Source organism: Arthrobacter sp. NPDC080082 (assembly GCF_040686595.1).
Lineage (GTDB): Bacteria > Actinomycetota > Actinomycetes > Actinomycetales > Micrococcaceae > Arthrobacter.
On record NZ_JBFBKQ010000001.1, the window covers coordinates 1 to 25679 of the forward strand.

The window sequence follows — 25679 nt, forward strand, 5'->3', positions numbered from 1 at the left end:
GCCGCATCGACTCGTCCCCCACCACCGGCACCAAAACCACCCTCACCCGATGACCCACCCACAACACAAATTCACGCCCCATCGCCGGCCCCAGCAAGTGCCGCTCCCAACGAACGTGCACTGCGGCGGGCCTCATACACCGCAGGCTAAGCTTGACTGATGCGCGAAGATCAAATGACCGACGGGCCCACTCCCACTAACCGACCTCTCCGAGTCGCAATCGCGATGTTGACGTTGGTCCCCGGGGCGATGGGTGGTGGCGAAACTTACGCTCGCGGGTTGCTCCGCGGGCTGGCCAGCACCAAGGGAGTCGCCGCGACGACCTTCGTTAGCGGAGTAGGGAAGGGTTTCTCCGGTGAGATACCCGAAGTGGTGTGCCCGGAAGTTTCGGGCGGGCCGTCGTCCACGGAGAGGATCAAGACACTCCTCCAGGGCTTCCTACATCGCAAAGGACTCGTGGCGAGAATGGAAGGCAACGACGTTTTCCACGTTCCTTTCGCCGTCAATCTTCCCTCTCCGCCGCGGTCCATGGCGACTGTGCAGTCTCTTTGCGACGTCCAGCACCGTGACCTTCCGCACCTCTTCAGCCGCGTGGAGCGGATCTACCGGAGTTTCTTCTATGAGCGCGCGGCGCGAAAGGCCGACGCCGTCGTGACCATCAGCGATTTCGCCAAACGCACGATCGTCGAACACCTGGGAATTGCACCCGAGAAGGTCTTCACCGCACACTTGGCCGTCGACTCGGAACAGTTCACCCCCAATATCGGCGAAAGAGAAAATTTCATCTTTTATCCGGCCCGGGGGTGGGCGCATAAGAACCACACGGTGCTCTTTGAAGCAATGAGACTCTTGATGACGGAGCGGCCGGAGCTCACGCTCGTGCTGACGGGAGGGGGCTTGGAAGGCCTCACCAATGTTCCCGCGAACGTCGACGTCAAGGGTCTGGTTCCGTTTCAGGAGCTTCTTGAGCTCTACCGAAAGGCTAAATGCCTCGTTTTTCCGAGCCTCTACGAAGGGTTCGGCCTTCCTCCTTTGGAAGCCATGGCATCCGGTTGCCCGGTGGCCTCATCCACTGCGGGTTCACTCCCGGAAGTGTGTGGCGACGCGGCCGTGATGTTCGATCCTCACTCGCCCCGGGCCATCGCCGACGCAATCGTCGAAGCCATTGGGCGGACCTCCGAGCTTCAAGCCAAGGGGTTTGAGCAAGTTCGGAGGTTTACGTGGGAAAAATGCGCCGAAGCTCACGAAGCGGCCTATCGCTACGCTGTGCAGCAGCGCGCTCTCACAAAGGTTTAACTCAACAGGTCTCCGGTGGTCACCCTATATAGTGGCTGTGCGTGACTCTTCGACTTAAAGGAAATTCCCCCATGCCTCGTGCGCTCATTACCGGCATCACCGGTCAGGACGGTCTCTATCTTGCGGAGCTCCTGCTCTCCAAGGGATACGAAGTTTTCGGCCTCATCCGGGGACAGAACAACCCGAAATACGAGCTCGTTAGCAAGACTGTTCCCGGCGTGAAGCTCCTGACCGGGGACCTCACCGACGTCTCCTCGCTGGTCCGCGTCCTAGGCATCGCCCAGCCCGACGAAATCTACAACCTGGGCGCCATTTCCTTCGTAGCGTACTCGTGGGAAAACGCGTCCATGACGTCGGACGTCACTGGAAAGGGCGTCCTGAACATTCTCGAGGCCACCCGCTTGTACGCTGGTGACGATGTGAGCAAGGTCCGGTTCTATCAGGCCTCCTCTTCGGAGATGTTCGGCAAGGTCCAGCAAGTTCCGCAGAAGGAGGAGACCCTCCTTTGGCCGCGCTCCCCTTACGGCGTTGCGAAGGTCTTCGGTCACTACATGACGATCAACTACCGCGAGTCCTACGGAATGCACGCATCCAGTGGCATCCTGTTCAACCACGAGTCTCCCCGGCGCGGCCCTGAGTTCGTTACCCGCAAAGTGTCCCAGGCTGTTGCGCGCATCAAACTCGGCCTGCAGGATGAGATCGTCCTGGGGAACTTGGATGCCAAGCGGGACTGGGGCTTCGCGGGCGACTATGTCGAGGCTATGTGGCTGATGCTGCAGCAGCCGGAAGCAGATGACTACGTCATCTCTACGGGCGAAACCCACTCCATTGAAGAGCTCCTCGAGGCCGCATTCGCTGCAGCGGGGCTGGAAGACTGGCGTCGTTACGTCCGCCAAGACCCCAGGTTCATGCGCCCTGCCGAAGTTGACCTGCTCATTGGCGATGCAACGAAAGCACAGCGCGTTCTGGGTTGGAAGCCAAAGGTTTCCTTCAATGAGCTGGTAACCATGATGGTCGAGAGCGACCTTGTGGAACAGCGGTTGCTCGCCAAATGACGCTGGAGTCATCCCGTGGCGGGTCCGGCCACCCCCAGAGAGCACTGGTGACTGGGATCTCGGGCCAGGACGGGTCCTACTTGGCCGAGCAGCTGGTCGAAGCCGGCTGGGACGTCCACGGGATGGTTCGAGCCGAGGATGCCAACCCTCGGCAGCACGAGGCCGGCGGCGTGACGCTCCACGAAGGAGATCTTTCGGACCCGTTACGCCTCGCCGAGCTAATTGGCGGCCTTGCCCCGGACACTATTTTCAACCTTGGTGGAATCAGTTCCGTGGCCGCGTCATGGGAACGACCCTATGAGACAGTTGTCAGCACCGGCGCCGCTGCAGTGGCAATGCTCGAAGCTGCTTGGCAACTTCAACAGCGCACGGGGCGCGAGATCAGGTTCCTTCAGGCATCGAGTGCCGAGATTTTCGGTCAAGCCAAAGAAGTGCCCCAAAATGAGGGCACCCCCCTGAGGCCGATCACGCCCTATGGTGCGGCCAAGGCGCTGGCCCATCATGCCGTGGGCACGTACCGGGCCCGGGGACTCTTCGCCAGTTCTGCCGTCCTTTATAACCACGAGTCACTTCGCCGGCCGTCGAGCTTCGTTACTCGTCGGATCACTCTAGGTGTGGCCGCCATCGCGCTTGGACTCAAGGAACGCCTGAGCCTTGGAAATCTTGACGCAGTCCGAGACTTCGGATGGGCCCCGGACTACGTCGACGCCATGGTTCGCATTGCTTCTGCCGAAGAGCCGGAGGACTTTGTGGTGGCCACGGGAGTCTCACGCAGCGTACGGGACTTTGCCGAGGCCGCGTTCCTCGCGGCAGGCGTTTCGGAGGGACTGTCTCTGATCGACGTAAACCCGAAATTCCGTCGTCCAGTGGATGCCCCCGAAATGCGGGGTGACGCCACAAAAATATCCGACACCCTGGGTTGGCGGGCGACCGCGACTTTTGAAGACATTGTGGCGGCTATGGTCCAGCACGACCTTGGCGTTGTTCGAGAACATGGTCTGTCGTCGCTACCCGGAGATTGACTGTTTAGCGTTGCCGGCAGCAGAACCGCTTCATAACTACGTGAAAGACCTGATTTGACGGATATTACCCAATCCTCCGAGTTCGTCCCGGATGACTCCCCCGGCGATGGTGGAAGAATTTCGGCCAAATCCGCAGCCCGCGTAGGAGCGGCATCAATTACGGCGGCCGCGGCCGGAATAGTTATCCTGTTTCTCACAAGCCACGCTTTATCGCCCGCCGATAACGCGGAATTCCTCTCCTTTTGGGCGGCGTTGTTCTTCGTCTGCGGTGTCCTGGGTGGTGTCCAGGCCGAGACAACGAGAGCTGTTGGGGCGGCACGGCTCAAGACTGACTCTGCGACCGCCAAGGGCGCGAGGGTCTTCACGTCCGGGTTGATCGTTGGCCTCGCTGCGGCAGTTGTGATCGCGGCGCTATCGCCGCTGCTAACCACCTTCGTGTTCCATCAAGACGCCGCCCTGGTTGTTGCGGCCCTTGTCCTGACAGCCGTTCTTTTTTCCTGCCACGCCACATTGGCAGGTGCCGCCCAAGGTAGCGATCAATGGACGCTGTTTGCCGGTCTGGTGTCCCTTGAAGCACTCTTGCGCCTGGGCGCCATCGCCTTGGCAGCCGTGGCCGCTACCTCCCTTGTTGGCATCGAAATGGCCTGTCTAGCCGCGCTTGCTGCGTGGTTGCTGGTCTTGCTGGTCTCACCCGGCGCCCGGAGCGCTCTAGCGGCCAAAGGCGACGTCGCCCTCCCCCGGTTGCTACAAAACACCGGCCATGCCCTACTGTCGGCGGCATCCTCCGCCGCCCTTATCGTTGCCTTTCCAATTTTGTTGAAGCTGACGACTTCCCCGGCCGACTACGCCCTCTCCGCACCCATACTTTTGGCCATCTCGCTCACAAGGGCACCCATCATGGTCCCTTTGCAGGCGTTTCAAGGCGTGGCATTATCCGAAGTTGTGAAGAACCCACACAACGGATGGAGGACCCTCCGGAAGCCGCTGGGTATCCTCCTTGCGATGGGAGTCGTAGGAGCCATCGCTGCTTGGCTCGTGGGGCCGCGGTTGATGCTCATTTTCGGCCCCAGCTACGCGGTGGCAGGATGGGCGCTGGCGGCACTGACGCTTGCAGCAGTACTGATGGCAGTCCTTACCCTTCTCGGCACGATCGTGATCGGTTTGGGTCAACACCGCGCGTACTCCGCAGGTTGGCTGACGGCCACTGTGGTTGCAGTTGTAATCTTGTTGCTCCCAGCCGGGGTGGAGGTCAGGAGTATCTTCAGCCTGTCGCTCGGGCCTATCGCCGGGATTCTGGTCCACTCCCTGGCCATTGCCCGGATGATTCGCGCCAGAAGAACCGAGTCGGCGTCCTGAAACGTCGCCGAGGTGCCAATAACGTTCGGCACATCTGCGGCATAGGACCGTCCAGCGCACTTCCCCGCCAATAGAACCGAACCCGCCGAAAGCCCGCAGGAGAACCGAGCCGAGCCACAGCCGTGAAAGGCGGGCCCGCAGGAACACTGCTGAGACCGGCGCTGCGGCATGCTGAAAAGCTGCCAGTGCAACTAATCAAGCCGGTGAGAGGAGAAATTTCTTCAGCCGGCCCAGGACAATGCTCCGCTCTAGGTTGGCAAAGTGGTAGGCTTTACCACTTTCGCCAAGACGCCGACGGTCCTCGGCTGACAGTTCGTAAAGCCGTCGGATATTGTCCGCCAAAGCTTCGCTGTCGCCGGCCGGTCCAACGAGGCCGCATTGAGCCTGGTCTTCCACGAGAGAGCGAACTTCGCCATCCATGGCGAGAGCGAGCGGCCGTCCGGACGCAATGTATGACATGACCTTTGCCGGTATGGTCGCCTCCAGCAGGTCGCTCTTCACCAGGCAACCAACCAGGACGTCCGCGAGTGTGGTGTACTTGGGAACATCGGTGACGGGGTGATGACCCTCAAACCGAAAAACGTCCTCGAGACCGCGATCCTTGACCTGTTGCTCGACGTCGTTTCGGCTCATGCCGTCCCCGACGATGATCCAAGAGATACCGGTGAGGCCTTCCCTTTTGAGAAGTGCAGCCGCCTCGATCATGGTTTCGAATGACTGAGCCGGGCTGATGTTCCCCGTAAAGACAACTTTGAACCCGTCGCCGAGTCGTGAGGCCAAATCCTCGTCAATGATTTCCCGTTCGTACAGGCTTTCGCATGCCTGCGGAACGACCGCCAGACGATCGTCCGGCAGACCGCTAATACTCTGAATCTTTGCTCGCATCTGTTCAGACAAGACAATGATTTTGTCGGGCTGGCGGTAGTGCCAGTGGGAGACTCGCTCGACCAGGCGGCGCAAGAAACGGTTCTTAATGTCCAGAACAGAGAAAAGATTTTCCGGCCAAAGGTCGAGCACATACATTGTCGACTCGATACCGCGAAGCTTCGACAAAAGTATACCCGTGATTGACATCATTACCGGCGAAAGCTGATAAAGGAAGATCTTGTCGTATCTTCCGAAGAGCAACCGTGGCAGATGCAAAAGGCTGCCCAGCGGAAAGGATACGTAATTCAAGAAAATACGCAGGCTGGAATTATCGCCCCGCGGAATTTCCGGGGCCCGGTAAATCTTGAGGCCCTTGTGATTCTCTTTGTAGGGTCCCCGCCACGTGTAGCCTGGGAAGAGCGATCCCTGCGGATAGTTAGGCAATCCGCAGAGTACCTCCACATCCACATCTGACTCGACCAGAAAATCGCAAATATCATTGATGCGAAAACCTTCAGGCCAGAAGTGCTGCCCGACTACAAGTACCTTGGGGCGAGATGTCATTCTTAGGGGACAGGAGTGATGGACGGCAGGAGTTCCTGTACATAATCCGTCGTCTTGATCTTTTCGATGATTTCATCGACGGTCAACTGCTGCGTGTTGTGTGAGGTGTATTCCTCGAGTTCTTCGTTGACAATGTCACCAGAATCCACAAACTTCTCGTAATTGAGATCCCTGGTGTCGGCGGGAACGCGGAAGTAGCCGCCAAGGTCCTCGGATTTAGCCCGCTCTTCGCGCGTCAGCAGGGTCTCGTGGGCCTTCTCGCCGTGGCGGGTGCCAATGACGTTGATGTCGACGTCGGAGTTAAAGAGACGCTTCATGGCCGTCGCCAAGTCACCGACGGATGAGGCATCCGCCTTCTGAACGAAGAGATCACCTTGGTTGGCATTTTCAAACGCAAAAAGAACGAGCTCAACGGCTTCATCGAGATTCATCAGGAAGCGCGTCATGTGTGGATCCGTTACGGTCAGGGGCTTCCCTGCTCGTATCTGATCCGCGAACAACGGGATCACCGAGCCGCGTGAAGCCATGACGTTGCCGTAGCGCGTACAGGAGATGAGGGTGTCCGCCGGATCCACGTTGCGCGACTTCGCGATGACAACCTTCTCCATCATCGCCTTGGACGTACCCATAGCGTTGATCGGGTAGGCGGCCTTGTCGGTGGACAGGCAGACAACCTTCTTGACGCCGGCGTCGATGGCGGCGGTGAGCACGTTGTCGGTCCCCAGGACATTGGTGCGAACGGCTTCCATCGGGAAGAACTCGCACGATGGAACCTGCTTCAGAGCTGCCGCATGAAAAATGAAGTCGACGCCGCGGACTGCTTCGCGGACACTCTCGATGTTCCGCACATCCCCGATGTAAAACTTCAATTTGTCGTTGTTGTAAGCCTTCCGCATATCGTCTTGCTTCTTCTCGTCCCGCGAGAAGATCCTGATCTCGCCGATATCGGTGTGCAGGAAGTGCTTCAGTACAGTGTTCCCAAACGAGCCAGTGCCCCCGGTAATCAAAAGTGTCTTGTTCTTGAACAACTTGTCTCCTTGGTCTGCAGGGTGGCTGCGGCAACGAACATGGGCTGCAACCGTTAGATAATACCAGCGCCCCGGGGATGGGGGCGGCCGGAAAGCCCTCCGGAGGCGGGACACGAATTCGGCGCAGATACGTTTCAGCGTAGAATCTGCATCATGCTTAGCCCAGACGCCCGCCATGTGTTAGTGATCATGCCAGCTTGGAACGAAGGCGAAACCGTTGGAAACACGGTCGCCGAAGTGATCAATCTGAACGAAGGCTACGACGTTCTGGTTGTTGATGATGGCTCAACGGACCGAACGGCCGATGTGGCAGCGGCCGCCGGCGCGACCGTCCTCCGCCTCCCCTTCAACATGGGTGTGGGAGGCGCGATGCGCGCCGGGTTCAAGTATGCGGACCGCCACAACTACGACGCCGTCATCCAGGTGGATGCCGACGGTCAACACGATCCGCGGGAGATCTCCTCCGTCTTGGAGGGGCTGGAGTCGGCAGACATCGCCATCGGCGCCCGCTTCGCCTCCAAGGGCGACTATAAAGTTTCCGGTCCCCGGAAGTGGGCGATGGTGTTTTTGGCGGCTGTGATCTCGCGTCTTGCTCGGACGAAGCTTACCGACGTCACGTCGGGGTTCCGTGCCGGGAATAAGAGAGCCATCGCACAGTACTTGGATCACTATCCGGCCGAGTATCTTGGCGACACCATTGATTCGTTGGTAGTTGCGATCAAATCGGGGTGCAGGGTGACCCAGATCCCCGTGGCCATGCGGCCGCGCCAGGGCGGGACGCCCAGCCATAATCCGGCAAAATCTGCCATCTACCTGCTTAGGTCCGTATTTGCCTTACTTTTTGCAATGACACGCAGCCGATCACAGATAGCCGTAGGGGAAAGCAACGCCTGATGGGAAACACACTGCCTCCATTCATCTTCGCCCTCGTCATGGTTGCGATCGTTCTTGAACTGGTCCGCCGCAAGGTGTTCCGTGAAAAATACGCCGCGCTGTGGCTTATCATCGGAGCCAGTGCCCTGGTCCTGGCCGGTTGGCCCGACCTCCTCACTGGCGTCAGCAAGATTGTCGGTATCCAAGTCGCATCGAACTTGCTCTTTGCCCTGTGCATTGTTCTGCTGCTGGGCGTCTGTCTGCATCTTTCGTGGGAACTCTCCGTCGTGGAGGACGAGAACCGCACCCTTGCGGAGGAAGTCGCCATCATGCGCACCGCGGTAGAGCGGCTGGAGCACGATTTCCACGCGTTTTCTACCGCAGGTCCGCAGGGCGAAACGCCGCGACTGGAGACTGGTCCGCAATCACCCAAGGACTAGGGCCTCGCACCACGTAAGGACGCCCATCGCGAACGACGTAGACTCATAGGTGTCTACTCTGTACCTTTTCCGCGCCTTTCGAGGTGCCCTGAATTAACGAAGGTCGTGACATCGGGGGAAATGCCGGCTGACCACGACCGCTAAGGAATCATGCTCAGCCCGGATCTGCACTCAGTTTCATCAGCACCAACCCGGAGTGCGCGCCCGCGCAACCGGCCCACCGGCGGACCAAAAATCTCACTTTCCCAGATACTGCTGCTCTTGGTCATTTCTTTTCTCGCGTTTCTTGCCGTTGTAGCCGTGCGAAACTCTGGAGCACTGACGGGTTGGCGCTTTGGAATTCTCCTGGGTTTCGTCCTGCTCCTCATTCCGACGTCGCGGAGCTTCTCCCAGCGCATTCTTGTTGCCAGTGTCGGCATCGCTGGCTTGGCACCGATTATCTGGTGGTACTCCGGTCCAGTGCCGGGGCTTGACCGCGGCTCCTTCGTTCTGGCGTTAGCGGCTGCCGGTCTTACGGCGTCAGCAGCTTTCTGGATCGTGACACGGCGGCCTCTCCGATCGTTTTTGCCGTATGCAAACGTTGTTGACATTCTGCCTGTCGTAGCGGCCCTCGCTTCTCTTTGGGTGGTTCAGGGATTCATTTCGGTCCGCTCCCCTGAGGAAGCACTTCTGCTTCTCACCAGGTCTTGGGACTTTGCACCCCACTTCAACATGTACGACATGATTCGAAACCATGGGGCGGTCCTGGCCGTCCTCCCGGCCTCCGCGGACGGCAGCCCCTGGTCCGCCGCAACCTACCCTCAAGGGTTCCACTCGCTGTTAGCGACATTGGCGGAAGTTGTCGCCGGTAGCAGACCAGGCGATCCGGGCGAGGAGCTTGTGCTCTTTTGCCGGCTGATCGGGGCGGTTACGATTCTCGGCACAGTGATGGTCATCGCTGGATTGACTTCGCTCCCGGTACTACGGCGGAATTTCCTCGTCACACTGCCGCTTGTCACGATCGTCGCAACGGCCTGGATTGTGGGTCCCGGGTCGATTCCGGTGTTCGGTGCGTTCCCCAACTTCGGGCTGGGTGTGGCTCTCTGCGTGGCGTGCATCGCCATAGTTCAACTGAGGCGGGTCATCCCGCCGTCGCTCGCTTCAGCTGCCCTTACGATGGCTCTGGTGGGAGTGGCCCACGGCTGGATTCTCCTCCTCGTCCTCTGCCTCCCCAGCGTCGCCGTTTACGGATGGCACTTGATTCGACACCGTACGCAGCTAAGGAGTTGGGACGTCACCGTACAGTCCGCCATAGCGGTCGTCGGCGTGGCTGCACTGGGCGCTGCTGTCTGGCAGCTCCACGCGCTCTCCGCTGGCGACGTGCTCACGACGAACGGCGGTATCGCTTTGGCTGACACCGGCGTCGCTGTCCTCTGCGTCATCGCTAACGCTTTTGTTGCCCTCGCCTTCTTCTCGCGGCGCAAGGCCGGAAGCGAGGAGCACAGACACGGGACGCTCACTTCTTTACATGTCCTGGCTACACCGCTCTTCGGGGCGGCCCTCCTGCTGGCGCTTGGCATCTTCCAACTTGTGCAGTCGGGATCTGTGACCTACTACTTCCACAAGTCGTCCCTGGCAGTGGAAATTGTCGCCATCGTCTGCACCGTGATTGGTTTTGCGGAACTCTGGTCGCCGATCCTTCTCAAGAAAAGCGGCCGTAAGACCTTCGTGGCAGCGTCGTTACTGACGACCCTGGGGGCGACTCAGTTTTTTGGACTGCCCTTTACCGGAATGAGCGAGCAAGGGCTCAAGCCCACCGCAAGTGGCGCCACCGCACTCCTTCAGCAAACGACCGCACTTTCGGGACCAATGCCGCCCCTGATTCCCAAGCTTCTCGCCATATCCCGGGTCAAGCAGGAACGAACCTTCATCTACGCCGGCTTCAACGATTTCTTTGACCCCCTCCTAGCGGCGCAGTGGTCCCTGACGCTTCAAGGCAAGTGGACGAACAAGGTCGAACCTGCCATTCCCCTGGTAAGCCCGCTATATAAAGGTCCTTCCAAGGTGCCCAACGCAATGATTGCCATATTGGAGAAAATGCCGGAACTCGATGTCATGGTCGATCCAGAGCTCCTGCCCGAACTGCGGGCTGCATTCCCGGAATATGCCTCCCGGATCATAACTTACTAAAGAGCGCGGGGACCGAAGTAACCTACTAGTCTCCAACAGCCGGGTCCGCCCCGTCCCAATAACAGCAAACGCCCCGCCGGATTATCCAGCGGGGCGTCTGTGTTCGCGACGAAAGTCTTCGACGAGCCGATCAGACTGCGGCTTGGCGAACCATGACGCAGTCGTCCTCAGCGATGGTCAGCGGTTCCTGTCAATGTTGACGAAAATTCCCGTCCGCTGGTGGTGCGTGTGGGCAGTCGACCGAATGAAGTTCACCGTCCGGCGCGACGTATCGCTGATCTGGTAATCAGCGGGAACGACCGGCGGTCCATCGTTCTGGAACTGATCCAAGACAATCTCAATTGCGTCCACGATCGCATCAGCGGTGACACCCGTCGTGATGATGGCCGCAGTGTCGAGCGATTCAGGCCGCTCAATAGCGTCCCTCAGCGTGACGGCGGGGAAGCCGAGCAGTGAGGATTCTTCGCTGATGGTCCCGCTGTCGGAGAGGACCAGCTTTGCTTCCTGCTGGAGCTTCACGTAGTCGTTGAAGCCGAACGGGGGGTGGAAGCGCAGTCCCTCCTTCAGCTCTTCCGGCTGGCTTTCGAGCCTTTTGCGAGTACGCGGGTGGGTCGACACCAGGACCGGAACTTCGTACCGGCGGCTGAGCGTCTGGAGGGCTTTAAGGATCTCTGCCAGACGTTCCGGGCTGTCCACATTCTCTTCGCGGTGAACGCTCACCATGAAGTAGCCGCCTGAGGTGAGGTTCTGCTTCTCAAGAACGTCGCTGCTGGAAATGGCGTCGGCATTACCCTGCAGCACCTCCTTCATCGGAGAACCTGTCAGGAGGATCCTTGAGGGGTGGAGCCCTTCCGCCAGGAGATTGCGGCGGGCGTGTTCGGTGTAGACGAGGTTGTAATCTGCTACGTGATCGACCAGGCGGCGGTTGGTCTCCTCCGGCACGTTCTCATCGAAGCAACGGTTCCCTGCTTCCATGTGGTAGACGGGGATTCTCATACGCTTGGCCATGAGGGCAGAGATGCAACTGTTGGTGTCACCCAAAACAACCATGGCGTCAGGTTTTTCGGCCAGCAGCACTTCCTCGGTCTTGGCCAGTATCGAACCCAATACCGCGCCGAGGGACGACGTGTCGGCTTCAAGGAAGTGGTCGGGCTTCCTCAGCCCGAGGTCCTCGAAAAAAACCTCATTGAGTTCATAATCGTAATTCTGCCCCGTGTGGACCAGCACATGGTCGGTGCTGCGATCAAGCCGTCGGATCGTAGCCGCCAAGCGGATGATCTCGGGTCGTGTTCCTACTATGGTCAGTACTTTTAGCCTGCGGCCAGCGTCGGTCATACTTCCTCCGGGAAGGTGTCGGGAGAGGCTGGGTCAAATATTTCATTGATCCAGAACATGGTATAAAGCTTATCCGATCCAACATTGGTGATGTTATGGGACCACATTGTCGGCATATCGATAGCAACTGGATTTTCACCGGTCACAGGGAACGTCAGAACCTCATTAGAGAACATTTTTCGCATGGCGATTTCGGCGGTACCTGAAAGAACGGTAAATCGCTCGATTTTACGCCGGTGGTAGTGCTGCCCCCGCGTCACGCCTGGCTCCGTGGTAGAGAAAGAGGCCTGCCCCTCCCCGCCAGCGCTGCGGATGACTTCAAAAAAGGCACCTCGGGCGTCTTCCTTCCGATTCAGCATGATGGGAAGCCGCTCGCCGACCAAAAATGACCTATAGGTATTAAACAGATCACGTTCAAATGTATTTGCAATATCCGGAATAGTGCCGTCCGTGTACGAATGGGCCATGGACCCTATCAGTTCCGCAACTTCGCTCACTTTCCTGACTGTTGCCAAATTGTGGGCATCGTCGGGCGCATGAATTCCGAGCAGAACTTCTGCAGCCGTTTGCACGTGCAAAAGCCGCAGTTCTTTATCGTCCTTCACCTCCAGAGGCTTGCCTTCCGAAGCGAGCTGGCAGAAGGTTGCGACGACCGAGTTGTAGAAGGGCTTCCCGTGCTCACCGAAGAGATTCGGAAGCTTTACGTCGACGAAAGTCGCGCCGGCATCTTCGGCTGCCTTCCTAAGAATCCGGCCGGCTTCTTGCTTTCCCTGACCGTAGGGACTCTGGTTGCCAGCCTGGATGGAGTTGGCGTAGACCACCGTGGCTGGAACCGATGTCGCCTCGCCCAGTGCCTTGGCGAGTTGCTGGGCGAATCTCGCGTTGCCCTCTCGGACTGCGTCGTCGTCACCGCGGTTGACGCCTGCTATGTGGACAAGGGTTGTAGCCCTCTCCATGAGCCCTGTAGCCGAGCCGATGTCGAACTTGTCTCCGAGAGGCAGAGGCTCCGTCGTCCTGTCCAGGCTATGCGCAAGGACACGGGTGTGCCATCCGAGGAAGCCGTTGCTTCCGGTTAGGGCGATTGTCATGCCGACACTCCTACCACGTTGATGTGTCACTGCCCGCAGGCAGTCAACTTATAGATTTTTGCTTGACCTTGGGAGTCAACAAGACTCGCTACTCCGGAGGCCACCAGGTTATCCAGCCCACGGAACCCGTTGTCTCCCCCGTGGACCTCTTGATGGCCGAAGTCGAGTACGTAGCCAACGTGCAACTTCTGAACGATTGGACAGATCGTCGGATCTGTTTTTGCCGTGTTGAGGCGCGTGAATAGCTCCACGGCTCCCGAGGGAAGTTCGCTTAGCATGTGGAGTTGAACCAGTTTCCTCCCGGTGAATGCATAAGCCAGAGCGCTGCCATTCCAAGGGTTACCTACCAGGACGGCGTCTTGGGGTACCTCGGCGGGTAGTCGATTCATGAGGGTCATTTCGTCCGAAGAGACAAGCGGAGAATCGTTGGCCAGTCGGTAACCGGCCGCTGCCGAGTTCGTTGCTTCACGGACGTTGGCCTGCTGAGTTGCGAGCGTCAACAGACAGATGACCGCCACTGCACCCACGGCCGCTAGAGGCTTAGAGGCCGCCAGCGGAGTCTTACGGCGGCTCCTAGAGGCCAGCCCACGAAGCTGGGGCTCCAGCCAACGGTCCCACCCTCGCACCGCGCCAACGACAGCGAAGGGCAGGAGCACCATCGGCAACAGCGAGGCCAACCGGGGAGGGTCGTTGTACCAGACGCCAGTGAAAAATGTCCGAAGGCTACCGAACGGAAATGACGCCACGATCACGAACAACGACGCGATCACCACGAACATGCCAATGAGCCAGTACTGCTGGCGTCGTCGAATTACTGAGATAAGCCCCGCAACCGCCAGCAACGCCACCGCCCATGACACTGACCGACCGATAGCCGAACTTGTCAGCACCTCGCCGATCGCGCGTCCGGTAGTTTCAATGGGGGGCCAAAAGGCGGCAACCTCAGGAGGTCGTATGGCCTTCCAGAGGACAACGACGGCGCCCAGGCCGAGCAGCAGCAGTAGTGCCATTCCACCAAGGCGGAGAGCTACATGCTGCGAGCGGCGTCGAATAGCGACAACTCCCCTGAACCATAAGATCAGGAGAGGGGGCAGCAACATGGCCAGGAGTGCCATCGTGCTGCTCGGGTGGGCCAAGGTGAGGCCGGGAAGCACCGCGGCGAAGAGGAGCCATGAGACGGCCGCCGACCCAGAACGCGACCAGCCCAGTCCCAGGGCTTGAATTCCCAATGCTACGGCTATCGGTAGAAGGGCGTTCCCTAGGAAGTTCGGGTAAAGGACCCCGAAGTCCAAGAGCAGGAGCGGAAAAGCGCCGAAAGCTGCAGAGAGAATTCCCGCCGCGACGCTAACGGCTACGCGTTCACCGAGGACCTTGTGCGCGAGGAGAATGCACCCGAGAGGCCAAACGATTGAACCGACAATCAAATTGATGACGTTCACTGAAACAGGGATCGATGCACCTGTGGTGACGGCAATCAAAGCTACGAGATCGTGCCAGGCCGCGGGGTAGAAGCCTCCGCCGGTCATGCCGCTAACGGTGATCGATGAACCGGAGCCTGTATCAAGGATGTAACGCACGGCGTTGAGGTGGAAGACATTGTCGAAGGTCTGCGAAAAAGCTTCCGGGCGACCGAAGGCGACGACGAGACGACGTGATATGAGGAATGCCGCTGCAACCAAGGCCAGCGTGTGTCCCCCCACATTCAGCCACTTGATCGGGGTTTGGGTTCGGGGACGTTCAGCCGCCCCAGCTGGAGAGAGCAGTTTCGTAGCCACCCACGCGATAGCGGCAACTATCAGTGCGAATATCCCAACCGGGACAATCGACCACCGCATGTTGATCAAGGGAGCGATCAACGCAGCTACCGCAACAATTGAGACTGTAATGGCCGGCGCGACAGCCAGCAGTGCGATCCCCCGTAGCCTACTGACCCAGCCCACGCAGAGTCCCGGTACAAACAGCACCCCGATCCCCAGGCAAAGATGCGGGACTATCGACCACCATGACACGAAATTCCTCCATAAATTGTCTGGCGCGGGCGAGAAATGGATCGCCGTCGCACCTCCCGAATACTACGTGACTGAGTCCGAACGGTTTCCGCTCCGCCCTGGCAGAGGCCAAAGCGTTTTTGAGGTGACTGTCACCATGCAGGAAGTCGTTCTCAGTCTGGTCAAGCCTCTCCCCTGTCCAAGGGCGGCGGCCGGCAAAGCACACGTCCTGACAACGTCGCACTTCGTCCCCTCAGGTCCCTGAGGTCTTAGCAACTACGAACGCAGCAGGGCCACGGCCTCTTCGATTGGACCGTCGAACATGAGCTTCCCATGCTCGAGGACGACTCCACGCTCACAAATTCGGGAGACCAGATCGAGATCGTGACTAACGACAACCAGGGTTTTTCCGTCGCGGGCGAGTTCCTGGATTTTGCCGATGCACTTTCGCTGAAAAGGTTCATCGCCGACGGCGAGAATCTCATCGATAAGGAAGACCTCGGGATCGGTATGTACAGCCACGGAGAAGGCGAGGCGCAGGTACATGCCGGACGAGTAGAACTTGACCTCGGTATCGATGAACTGGCCGATCTCAGAGAATTCGACGATGTCGTCGAACCGGTCCTTGACCTGCTCCTCGGTCATGCCGAGGATAGCCCCGTTGAGGAAGACGTTGTCCCTGCCCGACAGATCGGGGTGGAAGCCGGCGCCAACCTCAATCAGGCCAGCAACGCGCCCCCGGGTCTTGACCGTGCCCGAGTCGGGCAGCATGACTCCCGAGATGTGCTTCAACAGGGTCGACTTTCCCGAGCCGTTCAGACCCAGCAACGCCACTGTTTCGCCCGCCTGGACTTCCACGGACACGTTCTTCAACGCATGGAACTTTTCGGAAAGGTCGCCTTTCCGCCCCTTCGCCAACCACACCACCGCCTCCTTCAGAGACCTCGTGTGGCGTAGTACGAACTGTTTGCTGATGTTAGATACTTCGATCGCCGTGACCACTCAAAGCTCCTGTGCGAAACGGCCCTCAAGGCGCCGAAAGGTGAATTGACCCAACGCAACGATGACTACCGCAACGACGAGGCCAACCGGCAGCCACAGGCCGAAAAGATTCGGGGGCATCGCTGCCGAACCGTCCGTCGTCGGAAACCAGAACGCGTAGTGGAAAAGCTCCACCCCTATGGTGATTGGGTTCGCTTGATAGATGGCGAAAGCGGTGCTTCCAAGCTTTTGCTCGACCATGGACCACGCGTACATGACCGGGGACGCCCAGGTTGCAACCATCAGTAGCATGTCGACGAGGTTCTCTGAGTCGCGGAAGTAAACATTGGCCGCACCGAAAAGCAGACCCAGCCCAGTCGCCAGCATTCCCACAATGATGAACCCGGCCAGCGCAGCAAGAAGCTGGATCAGATTCGGGTGCCATCCCGCAAAGACGCACCCCACTACGAGGACTACGAGTTGAGGGAAGAAGTGAACTGCCGAGACCCACACGGATGCCACCGGGAACAGCTCGCGTGGAAGGTAGATTTTCTTGATCAAATTGCCATTCATCACGATGGACCGTGCTGCGTTGCCCAGCGCTTCTGAGAAGAAGTTGATTAGTACGATGCCGGAAAACAGGTAGACGGCGTAGTTGGCCAATCCCTCCGGATTTCTGGCACTCCGCTCCAATCCGAGGAAGATACCCAAGGCTACATAAAATACGACGAACTGGACGCCCGGCTTCACATAAGACCAGAGGAGGCCTAGGACAGAGCCTCGGTACCGAACCTTGAGTTCTTTCCGCACCAACAGCTTGAGCAGGAAGCCGGACTGCTTGATATCACGCAGTCCGCCGCCTAATCCTGGGGTCGTCAACTCCCCGGTAGAAATTACGCTCACTTGATCTCATTCTGGGTGTGCTGCTCGAACGTTTTCCGCCACGACTCGATCGACGTCAGCTCATTCATGGAGGCCTTGTACTTCTGGCTCAGGGCCCCCCATTCCCGGAGCAGGGCCGCGTGAAGACGACCGCTCTCGGTGAGCATCGTGCGCAGCTGCTTGGGGTCGCGGCGGTACCAGGAGGCACCAGTTCCCTCTGCATTGGTCACGACCGCACTGTCATACTGGGCCATGCGCCACCAGCGGTTGTCTTGGTGGGCTATCGTCGTCTGCGGACGTTCGGAACTGGTACCCGTGACGGGCTTCACCAGCTGCCGGGCGATTGTTTTGGCGGCCCAGGGCAAGAGGGTGATCCGGGAGGGCTGCGAGGGGCCGTGGCCGCGCCGCGGCGGCTTGTCCATCTTCGGTGCCGGGAAGTCCTCGGGATTGGGGCGGAAGACGGCGTCAGAGTGACCGGACATCATGGAGCGGATCTCGGGAAGCTTGGTGGACAGCAGGTCCGGCAAGGCATCCGGGCCCTTCAATACGTCCTGGAGCGCCCACTGCCTACCTTGTGCGGTCGCGTACTGCATCGACACCATGTGCTTTACGTCGCCGAACTGCGACGCCCGGACGACGTCGCCACCGAACTCGTAGGGGCTATGAAGCAGCGCCGCAACGACCCGGTTCCGTGCGTGGAAGTACGCCTGCCAGCCAACGAGGTCATCCTTGTCGATCCAGGACACGTGCCAAACTGCAGAGCCTGGGAGCGAAACCGTGGGGTATCCGTGCGCCTTCGCCCGCAGCCCGTATTCGGCGTCATCCCACTTGATAAACAGGGGAAGTGAGAGCCCGATTTCCTTGATGACCTGCGTGGGAATCAGGCACATCCACCACCCGTTGTAGTCGACGTCGCAACGGCGGTGTAGCCAGGACGTCTGGCGCAGGTTCGACGAGAGGAAGTCATGACCCAGGATCATGTCCTCGCTGGGGAGGGCCGGCTGGAACCGGTAAGGATTCACGACCTCACCGAACGTATGCAGAACCGTCCGGTTGTACAGGTCGAACATGTGCCCGCCAACGAGCGTCGGCGTCTTGCACCGGTCGGCGAAGGTCAGGAGCCGGACAATGCTTTCGGGTTCGACAACGACGTCGTCGTCCATAAGCAGAACATAGTCACTGCCATTTTCGACGGCCTCAAACATCCCTCGGGCAAATCCGCCGGAGCCGCCCAGGTTGGACTGGTTAATGATGCGGAGCTTGCCGCCCAGGGACTCCTTGATGGCTTCGAAACCCTGCGCATCCGAGAGTTTCTGCGTACCCTGATCGACAATCAGGATTTCCTGCACGTGTGCGAGGGCCTCGGAACTGTCGGCCAACAGACGCAGGTTGTTCAGGCAGAAATCCGTCTTGTTCAGGGTGGTGATCTGCAGCGTTACCGAACCGGGCGTCTTCTCGACCCGGGTGCCTTGCCATTCTGCATCGATCATCACGAGGGGCTCGGTTCCAGCCAGCAGATCGAACCAGTACCATCCACCGTCTCCGAAAGGAGCCAGTGACAGTTCAAAGTGGCTCTCCGAGTTTCCCTCTACACGGCGGGTATCCACGCGCTGGAGAGAACCTCTAGCGTTCGACTTATAAACGATGACAGAACCAGTCCCCTGGGTCCGAACCTGCAGGCGCACCTTTTCGACGGTGGTCCACCGACGCCAGTAACTGGCCGGGAAAGCGTTGAAGTACGTGCCGAAGGAGACTCGCTCACCCGAGCGGACGGAAGTGGAATGCCGGGAAAGGAAGTCTTCGACGTGAGCTTCCTTTGTGGGGCTGCTGATGGTTCGCGGCTTGGCCGCCTTGCCGTCTCCATCGCCGATCGTCGGGAGCTGGATTCCGGTGGCAGTGCCCATGTCCATGTACAGGGGCGCTGTGTCCATCTGGCTTGCGCTGGGCAAAATGACGCGCTGGAGAACGCTCCACTGCGCGGCCACGTCCTCCGTTACCGCGTTGGCCTCTTCCTTGTGGTTCGCCGTAGACATGCTCATGCGTCTACTCCTCCGCTTTCAATCGTGGCGCCGGCTTCGAAGTGCGGGCGGATCTTGTTCTCGAACATCGTCAGGGCCGAACCGATGGCCATGTGCATGTCCAGGTACTTGTAGGTGCCAAGGCGCCCACCGAAGAGGACGTCCTTCTCGGCGGCGGCGAGGTCGCGGTACCTCAACAGCCGTTCGCGGTCGGTGGGGGTGTTGATCGGGTAGTACGGCTCGTCGCCCTTCTCGGCCGCACGGGAGAACTCGCGCATGACGACGGTCTTTTCCGTCTGGTAGTCGCGTTCCGGGTGGAAGTGGCGCGGCTCAATGATGCGGGTGTAGGGGACGTCGTCGTCGTTGTAGTTGACTACAGAGGTGCCCTGGAAGTCGCCGACGTCGAGGACCTCTTCCTCGAAGTCGATGGTGCGCCAGGAGAGATCGCCTTCGGCGTAGTCGAAGTAACGGTCCACCGGGCCGGTGTAGACGACCGGAATGTTCCCGACGACCTTGTTCTTGGAGTATTCGTGCGATTCGTCGAAGAAGTCCGTGTTCAGCCGGACTTCTATGTTCGGGTGCTCTGCCATCTTCTCGATCCATGCGGTGTACCCGTTGGTCGGAAGGCCCTCGTACTTGTCATTGAAGTACCGGTTGTCGTAGTTGTACCGCACCGGAAGCCGGGAAATGATGCCCGCGGGCAGGTCCTTGGGGTCCGTCTGCCACTGCTTGCCTGTGTAGTGCTTGATGAACGCCTCGTACAGCGGGCGGCCGATCAGCTGGATCCCCTTGTCGTTGAGGTTCTGCGGATCGGTGCCCGCGAGCTCGCCGGCCTGTTCCTTGATCAGATCCTGGGCCTGGCCCGGGGTCATGTTTGCACGGAAGAACTGGTTGATCGTCGCCAGGTTAATCGGCAGGGAGTAAACCTCGCCCTTGTGGACGCCGTAGACCTTGTGCACGTAATTAGTGAACGTCGTGAACCGGTTCACGTACTCCCACACACGATCGTTGGAGGTGTGGAAGAGGTGGGCACCGTAGCGGTGAACTTCGATTCCGGTCTGCTCCTCCTTTTCGCTGTAGGCATTGCCGCCGATGTGATGGCGGCGGTCGATGACGACGACCTTCAAGCCCAGCTCAGAGGCGGCCTGTTCTGCGATTGTCAGGCCGAAAAAGCCCGACCCTACGATGACGAGGTCAGCGGTCACAAAATCTCCTGGTTTGAATGCGGGCAGCACAGCGTTAGGCAATGTCTGCTGCTCTAGCGTACCCGAGTCAGGCCCTGAAACTGCGTCCGAGCACCGCGACGGGGGCCTCCGCAGTGACCCTGGGTTGTCCACATTCCGCTTGTTCGCCCGCCCCGCGCTGTCGACAAACCCTACTCTGGATCGCGGAGGAAGGAGCGAAAGAATCCTTGCGATGATCTTGCAGTGCACCCTGGCGGGCGGGCCGCGGTCGGCGATCCTTTCGCCGGTTGAACTGACCGTCGAACTGCCCGATGGCTGTGCGGGCAGCCGGCTCGAAGAGGCCCTCAGGAGGAAGTTCGCGACGTCGCTCCTGCGGGTGGCCGGGGTGCCCTTATCCGACTTGTCGGCGGGAACTCCCCCGCTGGTCAACGGCGCGGTGTTTGTCGACGGACTGATGCCTTCGGCTGAAAACTCGCTTCCCGCCAGCGCCGAGCCGACGCTGACACTGGCCGTCCTCGGCGGCCCTCTAGCGGGAACGCTCCTGCCCCTGCGACGCGGCAGCTATCGTCTGGGAAGAAGCGGCGTCGACCTCGTCATTCCGGATCCGGGGCTCTCCCGCGAGCACGCGAGGCTTGAGATCACGCCTGCGTCCGCCACTCTTGAGGATCTTGGAAGCGCTAACGGTACGTGGGTAGACGGCCGGAGAATATCGAAGGTTCCGCTCATCACAGGCGCGGAGATCCGGTGCGGTAACTCGGTTTTGGGCCTGTTCGGCGGCACACCCGGCGATCAGCCTGTTGTAAACGACGAAGCCGGCGCAGATACCTCCGCGCCCCTTCCGCTCCCGGCTCCGCCCTCCACGGGTCACATCCCCACGCTCCTCATAACGTCGTTACTCCCCCTGCTCGCCGGAATTATCCTGACCCTCGTCACCGGGACCTGGATGTTCCTTGCCTTCACCGCCTTCTCCGCCCTGCCGGTGCTGGTCTCGGTCTTCGGCGGACGACGGCGCCGCCGGCAGTGGCGCTCCGAAGTCGCCGCCGCGGCACTGGCGGATGCTGACCGACGACGCCGGGCCGCGCCGTCAGTTGCCGCCCTGGTGACCGCCTCCGCAGCTGCGCGCCACGGCGTTCCCTGGGAACCGGCCGGCGATAGCATCCATGTAGCAGGGGGTCTTCCCGATCGCGCGGCTGCTGTAACTCCGGTGTGGCTGCGGCTTGGAGTGGCCGAGCAACCGGCTAACGTGCGGCCGACGTGGGACACCGGCAGTTTCCGTCCTCCCGACAACGGAAGGTTGCCTGTCACCCTCGATCCCGGCATCGAGACCGTACTGTCGGGGCCAACTCAGGCCATAGAAGGCTTGCTGCGCTCCTTCGTCATTCAACTCGCCTCCTATCCCCGCGCCGCTCTAACTTCGGTATACCTCATCGGCCCACCCGGGAAGCTTCTTCTCAGCGCGCGGTTCCTGCCGAGGATCTTCGCGACCGCCGCGGAAGGCGACGCCGTCGCCGCACTAAGACGGACTCTTTCATCGGCTGCCGGTCCTCCCGGTGTCGTCATATGCCTGCCCGGCTACCCCGCCTCGGAGGCGTTGCGGGTGGAGACTCAGCGGTTGGGCTGGCAACTCATCTCCTGGTGCCAGGACGGTCCCACCGGGGCACGGACGGGACAAGCGGTGAGCCTCAGGGCCACGGGCGGCCGACTGACCACGGCCTCGGGGTTGACAGAGTTCGTGCCCGACCTCGTCCCGGATACTGTCTTCGATAGTTTCTGTCGTCGCCGGGGTGGTCAGCCGGGCGTGCCCCCAGCGTCGGGCGGCATCCCTGCACGGTGGGAGCTGCAGGAGACGCTGACGCTCACCAGGGATTCGGTGAAGGCTCGTTGGGCCGCCACGTCACTGCCTACGCCGCCACGGATGCGGCTTTCCGTGCCGGTGGGCCGAGGTGCCACCGGTGCAGTGTTCATTGATTTACAGCGTGATGGGCCACATCTGCTCGTTGCCGGGACGACTGGATCCGGTAAGTCGGAGTTCCTCCGGACACTCGTGCTCGCTCTGTCAGCCTCGCACTCGCCGAGCGAGGTCACCTTCCTCCTCATCGACTTCAAGGGAGGCTCGGGATTAGGCCCACTGGCCGAGCTGCCTCATTGTGTCGGTGTCCTGACCGATCTGGACGGCCACGAAATTGACCGCGCACTTGTCTCGCTCCGTGCGGAGGTACGTCGCCGCGAACAACTTCTAGCCCGGGCGGACGTTCCCGATCTCGCCAGCTACAGGCTCGGCGGAGACAGGCCGACAACACTCCCCCGTCTCATTCTCGTGGTCGACGAATTCCGAGTGCTGGTCGATGAAGCACCGGCCGCGCTCTCCGAACTCATGCGCCTGGCCGCCATCGGGCGTTCCCTGGGCATCCACCTCGTCATGGCCACCCAGCGTCCCCAGGGAGCGCTCAACGCGGACATCCGCGCCAACGTCACCAGTTCTGTCGTCCTGCGGGTCCAGTCGGAGGCCGAGTCGCTGGACGTCATGAATGCGAAGCTGGCCGCCGCTATCCCCACCGACAGTCCCGGCCGGGCCTACCTCATTCGGGGCAACGCGGCGCCCGAAGAGTTCCAGACAGCCACCCTCGCCGGAACGGAGCGCGATAGCGGGGCGGGGCACGTCACCGTGATGACCGCCGAAGAGTTCCTTACCAATCCCCCGCTGCCCGCAGCACGTGGCAGCGAAGCACTGATCGATTCGGCGGACGCTGCAGCATCTTTCATCGAACTGGCGCGCACATTGTGGCTGGACGACGGCGGCGAACTTCCGCACCGGCCCATCGCGCCACCCCTACCGACAAACGTCCCCTTCCCGGGTCCGGCGTCCCCCATTCGCTCCTCTGGTGATCCGGGCCCGGTACGGCGGCCCGGCTTCCGTTTGGGAATCGTCGACCTGCCGGAGCACCAGAGTCAGAGCACCGTGGGATGGTCGCCTCCTGATGACGGGCATCTGGCCTTGCTTGGCGGACCTACCCACGGGCGGGGCACGCTCTCCGCAGGCCTGAAGCTGCTGCTTGCCCAGTGGGCTGCGGATGCAATCATGCCCGCATACATCCTCGACGCCGACGGAACTCTGGCGAGCGCGGCCAGCCACCCGCTGGCGGGAGCAGTCGTGGGACCCGGGGAATCGCGGCGCGCCGCGCGGCTCCTGGCCAGGTTGAGCGAGGAGATGGCACGCCGGCTCGCTGCATCGTCCGCTCCGACCGCGGCGTTGTTGCTGGTCGTCCACGGCTGGGGAACCTGGGTTTCTGCGTTTCGTTCCGGCCCTTATGCCTGGGCCGAGGACCTGTTTCAGGACCTGATCCGGGGCGGTCCCGGAGCAGGGATCACCGTCATCGTCACAGGGGACCGGGAACTGGTGACAGCGAGGTTCTTCGCGTCTCTGCCCAACCGGATCTACTTCCCTGCCACCGCGACCCTGGAGAGCCGCCTCATGTGGCCGGCCGTGCCGAAGGTTCGGGCTATCGCTGGCCGGGTCATCGCGTCCGGGCCATTCGCGGCGGGCTGCCGTCCCGACGCCGGCCGGAGCTCCCCAGTCGTCCCGCCATCGAAGGATCGAGACGACGGGGTTGGGATGGGACAGACGCGCTACCCGGGATCGACCGGAAGCGAATACGACGACGGTCCGGACAACGAAGCCTCAGACGCCGACACGTTCCGGGTGGCGCAACTCTTCGAGCCGCCGCCGTGGGCCGGGCCGGCGATGACCGGTGACCTCGTCGGCACAGAAGCACGGCTGGCCCTTTCCTTTCGGGTGGAGGCACTCCCAGACCGGGTCACGGTGCGGGATGTGGCTTCCCGCCTCCTCGCGAGCGCGGCAGACGGAGGCCGGGCGGGGAGAAAAGGCCGGGACGATGGCCGATTCTGGATCGGCCTCGCAGGCGACGAACCCGGGCCCTCGGGCATCGAACTCCCGGCCTCAGGTGTCGCCGCCGTGTTGGGAGCACCTGGGACAGGCAAGAGCACGCTCCTGGAATCCCTCGTCGCCCTGAACCCCTTGATGAGCTGGTTGAAGCCGGATAAGGAAACACCCCAGGAGTACTGGACGGAGATCCATCGGAGAGCCGACGCGGGAACATTAGACCGGAATGCAGTGGCGCTCGCCGACGACCTCGACCTCTCCACCTCGGAGGTCAACAACGCACTGCGCGACCTTAACGGCCGGGGTTGGCGGGTGATCTTCACCGCAGGCTACGGCCCCCTTGTGCAGCAGCGGGTGCCACTGGCAATGCAGGCTCGCCTTTACGGCAAGGGCGTCCTGCTTCGGCCCCGCAGCCTGATGGACGGCGACCTCTTCGGGGTACGGTTCGACCCCGAGTCGCATCAGCCCGCCGGACGGGCGGTCCTCATCGGCGATGGTACGGCGACGTGGGTTCAGCTCGCCGTTCCGGAGCCATCAGCGCTGTCCAGGAAAGATGCCAAAGGAAATGCCCCCGAGGTAACGCCGGAGGAGAGGCAGGGATGAAGCCCGGATCAGGCGAACGGGGATGACGCCCCCGCGACGAACCCCGGAGTGGTGCCTACAGCGCCGGCGGGGACCCAGCAACCCGAGAGGCATAGGCGATGACGCGCTTGTCGAACAACAGCACGATCGCGACGGCGGCCGGCACCAGCATCGCAAGCCCGGCCAGCGGGTACCCGCCCGTCAGCGTGGGGAACCCGATCGTGAGCGCAAACAGCTGGGCCACCAGCGCGCCCGCGCGCGGCCAACGGTAGCCGCGGAACAGGAAGTGGCCCACCGCGAACAGCCAGGCCGAGAAGGCCAGCAACAAGCCGAGGGTGAAGACCGCACCCCAGAAGGAAAGCACCGGCGCTCCGGTCAGCAACTGCAGCGCATACCAGCCGGCCGCCACCAAGAGGGCCACTGCCTCGAGGGCAGCAACGGCCGAAATCACGGCGATGCCGGCGGGACGGGAAGGCCGGGCCGGGTCCGGTGCGCCGGCGGGCGAACCGCCAGTGTTGTCGGGCTCAACCGGCTCCTGGGGATTCTCTGCGGGTCTTGACACACTGGCACCATACCCGACATAGTCAAAACCACTTGGGGGACCGCCGATGCATGTGATGCATCGCTCACGAATCGGCGGCATATGGACCGCTAAAACCCCTTGTTTACGCAGCGTTAACATGACACGCTTAATCCAGATGACCGAGGGGGCCCACTGGGCCCCTTTCTTATGAAGCCTCTAGTGAATAATTTCACAAGACGCCGAACGAATTCCCAGGAATGGAGTTACTGATCAGCATGGATTGGCGTAACCGCGCAGCGTGCCTCGACAAGGACCCGGAGCTGTTCTTCCCGGTAGGAAACACCGGACCTGCCCTCCTGCAGATTGAGGAAGCCAAGAGCGTCTGCCGCCGCTGCCCGGTCGTGGACACCTGCCTGCAGTGGGCCTTGGAGTCCGGCCAGGACGCCGGCGTCTGGGGCGGCATGAGCGAGGACGAGCGCCGGGCCCTCAAGCGCCGCGCCGCCCGCGCCCGCCGCGCCTCCTAGCTT

19 protein-coding genes are annotated in these 25679 nt (G+C 60.9%); 9 read left to right on the plus strand and 10 right to left on the minus strand.

All coding sequences use genetic code 11. The annotated features are described in order from the left end of the window. The first annotated feature begins 249 nt into the window (after positions 1-249). From AB0O44_RS00005 to AB0O44_RS00020, 4 genes are all read left to right on the plus strand, one after another. Positions 250-1296: a glycosyltransferase family 1 protein gene (locus AB0O44_RS00005; RefSeq protein WP_364134607.1), complete on the plus strand. Its 1047-nt coding sequence runs from the start codon at positions 250-252 to the stop codon at positions 1294-1296. 71 nt (positions 1297-1367) lie between these two features. Next, positions 1368-2351, plus strand: coding sequence for a GDP-mannose 4,6-dehydratase (locus AB0O44_RS00010; protein ID WP_290255659.1), 984 nt, complete (start codon positions 1368-1370; stop codon positions 2349-2351). Then, positions 2348-3373, plus strand: coding sequence for a GDP-mannose 4,6-dehydratase (locus AB0O44_RS00015; RefSeq protein WP_290255660.1), 1026 nt, complete (start codon positions 2348-2350; stop codon positions 3371-3373). Before AB0O44_RS00010 ends, AB0O44_RS00015 begins: the two co-directional genes overlap by 4 nt. A gap of 54 nt (positions 3374-3427) precedes the next feature. Next, positions 3428-4729: a hypothetical protein gene (locus AB0O44_RS00020; protein ID WP_364132821.1), complete on the plus strand. Its 1302-nt coding sequence runs from the start codon at positions 3428-3430 to the stop codon at positions 4727-4729. A 195-nt stretch (positions 4730-4924) separates the two neighbouring features. Here AB0O44_RS00020 and AB0O44_RS00025 read toward each other — a convergent pair whose 3' ends face one another. Next, positions 4925-6160 (minus strand): glycosyltransferase family 4 protein, encoded by a 1236-nt coding sequence (locus tag AB0O44_RS00025; RefSeq protein ID WP_364132824.1) that lies wholly within the window; start codon positions 6158-6160, stop codon positions 4925-4927. A 2-nt stretch (positions 6161-6162) separates the two neighbouring features. Further along, positions 6163-7188, minus strand: a complete 1026-nt coding sequence (locus tag AB0O44_RS00030) for a polysaccharide biosynthesis protein (RefSeq protein ID WP_290255663.1) — start codon at positions 7186-7188, stop codon at positions 6163-6165. 153 nt (positions 7189-7341) lie between these two features. Here AB0O44_RS00030 and AB0O44_RS00035 point away from each other — a divergent pair, with 153 nt between their 5' ends. The 3 genes from AB0O44_RS00035 to AB0O44_RS00045 all read left to right on the plus strand — a co-directional run bounded on the left by AB0O44_RS00035 (position 7342) and on the right by AB0O44_RS00045 (position 10670). After that, a complete protein-coding gene (locus AB0O44_RS00035) occupies positions 7342-8082 on the plus strand; it encodes a glycosyltransferase family 2 protein (RefSeq protein ID WP_364132826.1) in 741 nt (246 codons plus the stop codon). Next, entirely contained in the window at positions 8082-8501 is a 420-nt protein-coding gene (locus AB0O44_RS00040; RefSeq protein ID WP_290255665.1) for a DUF2304 family protein, read from the plus strand. Before AB0O44_RS00035 ends, AB0O44_RS00040 begins: the two co-directional genes overlap by 1 nt. 261 nt (positions 8502-8762) lie before the next feature. Then, positions 8763-10670 (plus strand): hypothetical protein, encoded by a 1908-nt coding sequence (locus AB0O44_RS00045; protein ID WP_364132829.1) that lies wholly within the window; start codon positions 8763-8765, stop codon positions 10668-10670. Positions 10671-10847: 177 nt separating this feature from the next. Here the strand turns inward: AB0O44_RS00045 and wecB are convergent, their stop codons facing one another. The 7 genes from wecB to glf all read right to left on the minus strand — a co-directional run bounded on the left by wecB (position 10848) and on the right by glf (position 20167). Beyond that, on the minus strand, positions 10848-12005 hold the full coding sequence (wecB, locus tag AB0O44_RS00050) for a UDP-N-acetylglucosamine 2-epimerase (non-hydrolyzing) (protein ID WP_290255667.1): 1158 nt from the start codon (positions 12003-12005) through the stop codon (positions 10848-10850). After that, a complete protein-coding gene (locus AB0O44_RS00055; protein WP_364132831.1) occupies positions 12002-13093 on the minus strand; it encodes an NAD-dependent epimerase/dehydratase family protein in 1092 nt (363 codons plus the stop codon). Before AB0O44_RS00055 ends, wecB begins: the two co-directional genes overlap by 4 nt. Positions 13094-13119: 26 nt before the next feature. Further along, a complete protein-coding gene (locus AB0O44_RS00060; protein WP_364132834.1) occupies positions 13120-15102 on the minus strand; it encodes a DUF6541 family protein in 1983 nt (660 codons plus the stop codon). Positions 15103-15357: 255 nt separating this feature from the next. Continuing rightward, on the minus strand, positions 15358-16083 hold the full coding sequence (locus tag AB0O44_RS00065) for an ABC transporter ATP-binding protein (protein WP_364132836.1): 726 nt from the start codon (positions 16081-16083) through the stop codon (positions 15358-15360). Further along, complete coding sequence (locus tag AB0O44_RS00070; protein ID WP_290255670.1) at positions 16084-16965, minus strand: ABC transporter permease; 882 nt, start codon at positions 16963-16965, stop codon at positions 16084-16086. Further along, positions 16962-18983: a glycosyltransferase gene (locus AB0O44_RS00075; RefSeq protein ID WP_364132840.1), complete on the minus strand. Its 2022-nt coding sequence runs from the start codon at positions 18981-18983 to the stop codon at positions 16962-16964. Before AB0O44_RS00075 ends, AB0O44_RS00070 begins: the two co-directional genes overlap by 4 nt. Next, positions 18980-20167, minus strand: a complete 1188-nt coding sequence (gene glf, locus AB0O44_RS00080; RefSeq protein WP_290255672.1) for a UDP-galactopyranose mutase — start codon at positions 20165-20167, stop codon at positions 18980-18982. The genes AB0O44_RS00075 and glf overlap by 4 nt, the downstream gene beginning before the upstream one ends. 211 nt (positions 20168-20378) lie before the next feature. On the opposite strand from glf, the gene AB0O44_RS00085 reads away from it, so the two are divergent. After that, the gene (locus AB0O44_RS00085) at positions 20379-24650 is read left to right on the plus strand and encodes an FtsK/SpoIIIE domain-containing protein (RefSeq protein WP_364132843.1); all 4272 of its coding nucleotides are present in this window, start codon (positions 20379-20381) and stop codon (positions 24648-24650) included. 55 nt (positions 24651-24705) lie between these two features. Here AB0O44_RS00085 and AB0O44_RS00090 read toward each other — a convergent pair whose 3' ends face one another. After that, positions 24706-25086, minus strand: coding sequence for a hypothetical protein (locus AB0O44_RS00090; RefSeq protein WP_290256457.1), 381 nt, complete (start codon positions 25084-25086; stop codon positions 24706-24708). Positions 25087-25427: 341 nt separating this feature from the next. Here AB0O44_RS00090 and AB0O44_RS00095 point away from each other — a divergent pair, with 341 nt between their 5' ends. Further along, positions 25428-25676: a WhiB family transcriptional regulator gene (locus tag AB0O44_RS00095; RefSeq protein WP_003804966.1), complete on the plus strand. Its 249-nt coding sequence runs from the start codon at positions 25428-25430 to the stop codon at positions 25674-25676. The last annotated feature ends 3 nt before the right edge of the window (positions 25677-25679 follow it).

What these genes read in the sequence shown, in the direction of transcription:
- AB0O44_RS00035 (WP_364132826.1), top strand. Translation starts at nt 7,342, where the DNA reads ATGCTTAGCCCAGACGCCCGCCATGTGTTAGTGATCATGCCAGCTTGG.
- AB0O44_RS00075 (WP_364132840.1), bottom strand. Translation starts at nt 18,983, where the DNA reads ATGAGCATGTCTACGGCGAACCACAAGGAAGAGGCCAACGCGGTAACG.
- AB0O44_RS00085 (WP_364132843.1), top strand. Translation starts at nt 20,379, where the DNA reads ATGATCTTGCAGTGCACCCTGGCGGGCGGGCCGCGGTCGGCGATCCTT.
- AB0O44_RS00010 (WP_290255659.1), top strand. Translation starts at nt 1,368, where the DNA reads ATGCCTCGTGCGCTCATTACCGGCATCACCGGTCAGGACGGTCTCTAT.
- AB0O44_RS00015 (WP_290255660.1), top strand. Translation starts at nt 2,348, where the DNA reads ATGACGCTGGAGTCATCCCGTGGCGGGTCCGGCCACCCCCAGAGAGCA.
- AB0O44_RS00040 (WP_290255665.1), top strand. Translation starts at nt 8,082, where the DNA reads ATGGGAAACACACTGCCTCCATTCATCTTCGCCCTCGTCATGGTTGCG.
- AB0O44_RS00055 (WP_364132831.1), bottom strand. Translation starts at nt 13,093, where the DNA reads ATGACAATCGCCCTAACCGGAAGCAACGGCTTCCTCGGATGGCACACC.
- wecB (WP_290255667.1), bottom strand. Translation starts at nt 12,005, where the DNA reads ATGACCGACGCTGGCCGCAGGCTAAAAGTACTGACCATAGTAGGAACA.
- AB0O44_RS00005 (WP_364134607.1), top strand. Translation starts at nt 250, where the DNA reads ATGGGTGGTGGCGAAACTTACGCTCGCGGGTTGCTCCGCGGGCTGGCC.
- AB0O44_RS00095 (WP_003804966.1), top strand. Translation starts at nt 25,428, where the DNA reads ATGGATTGGCGTAACCGCGCAGCGTGCCTCGACAAGGACCCGGAGCTG.
- AB0O44_RS00025 (WP_364132824.1), bottom strand. Translation starts at nt 6,160, where the DNA reads ATGACATCTCGCCCCAAGGTACTTGTAGTCGGGCAGCACTTCTGGCCT.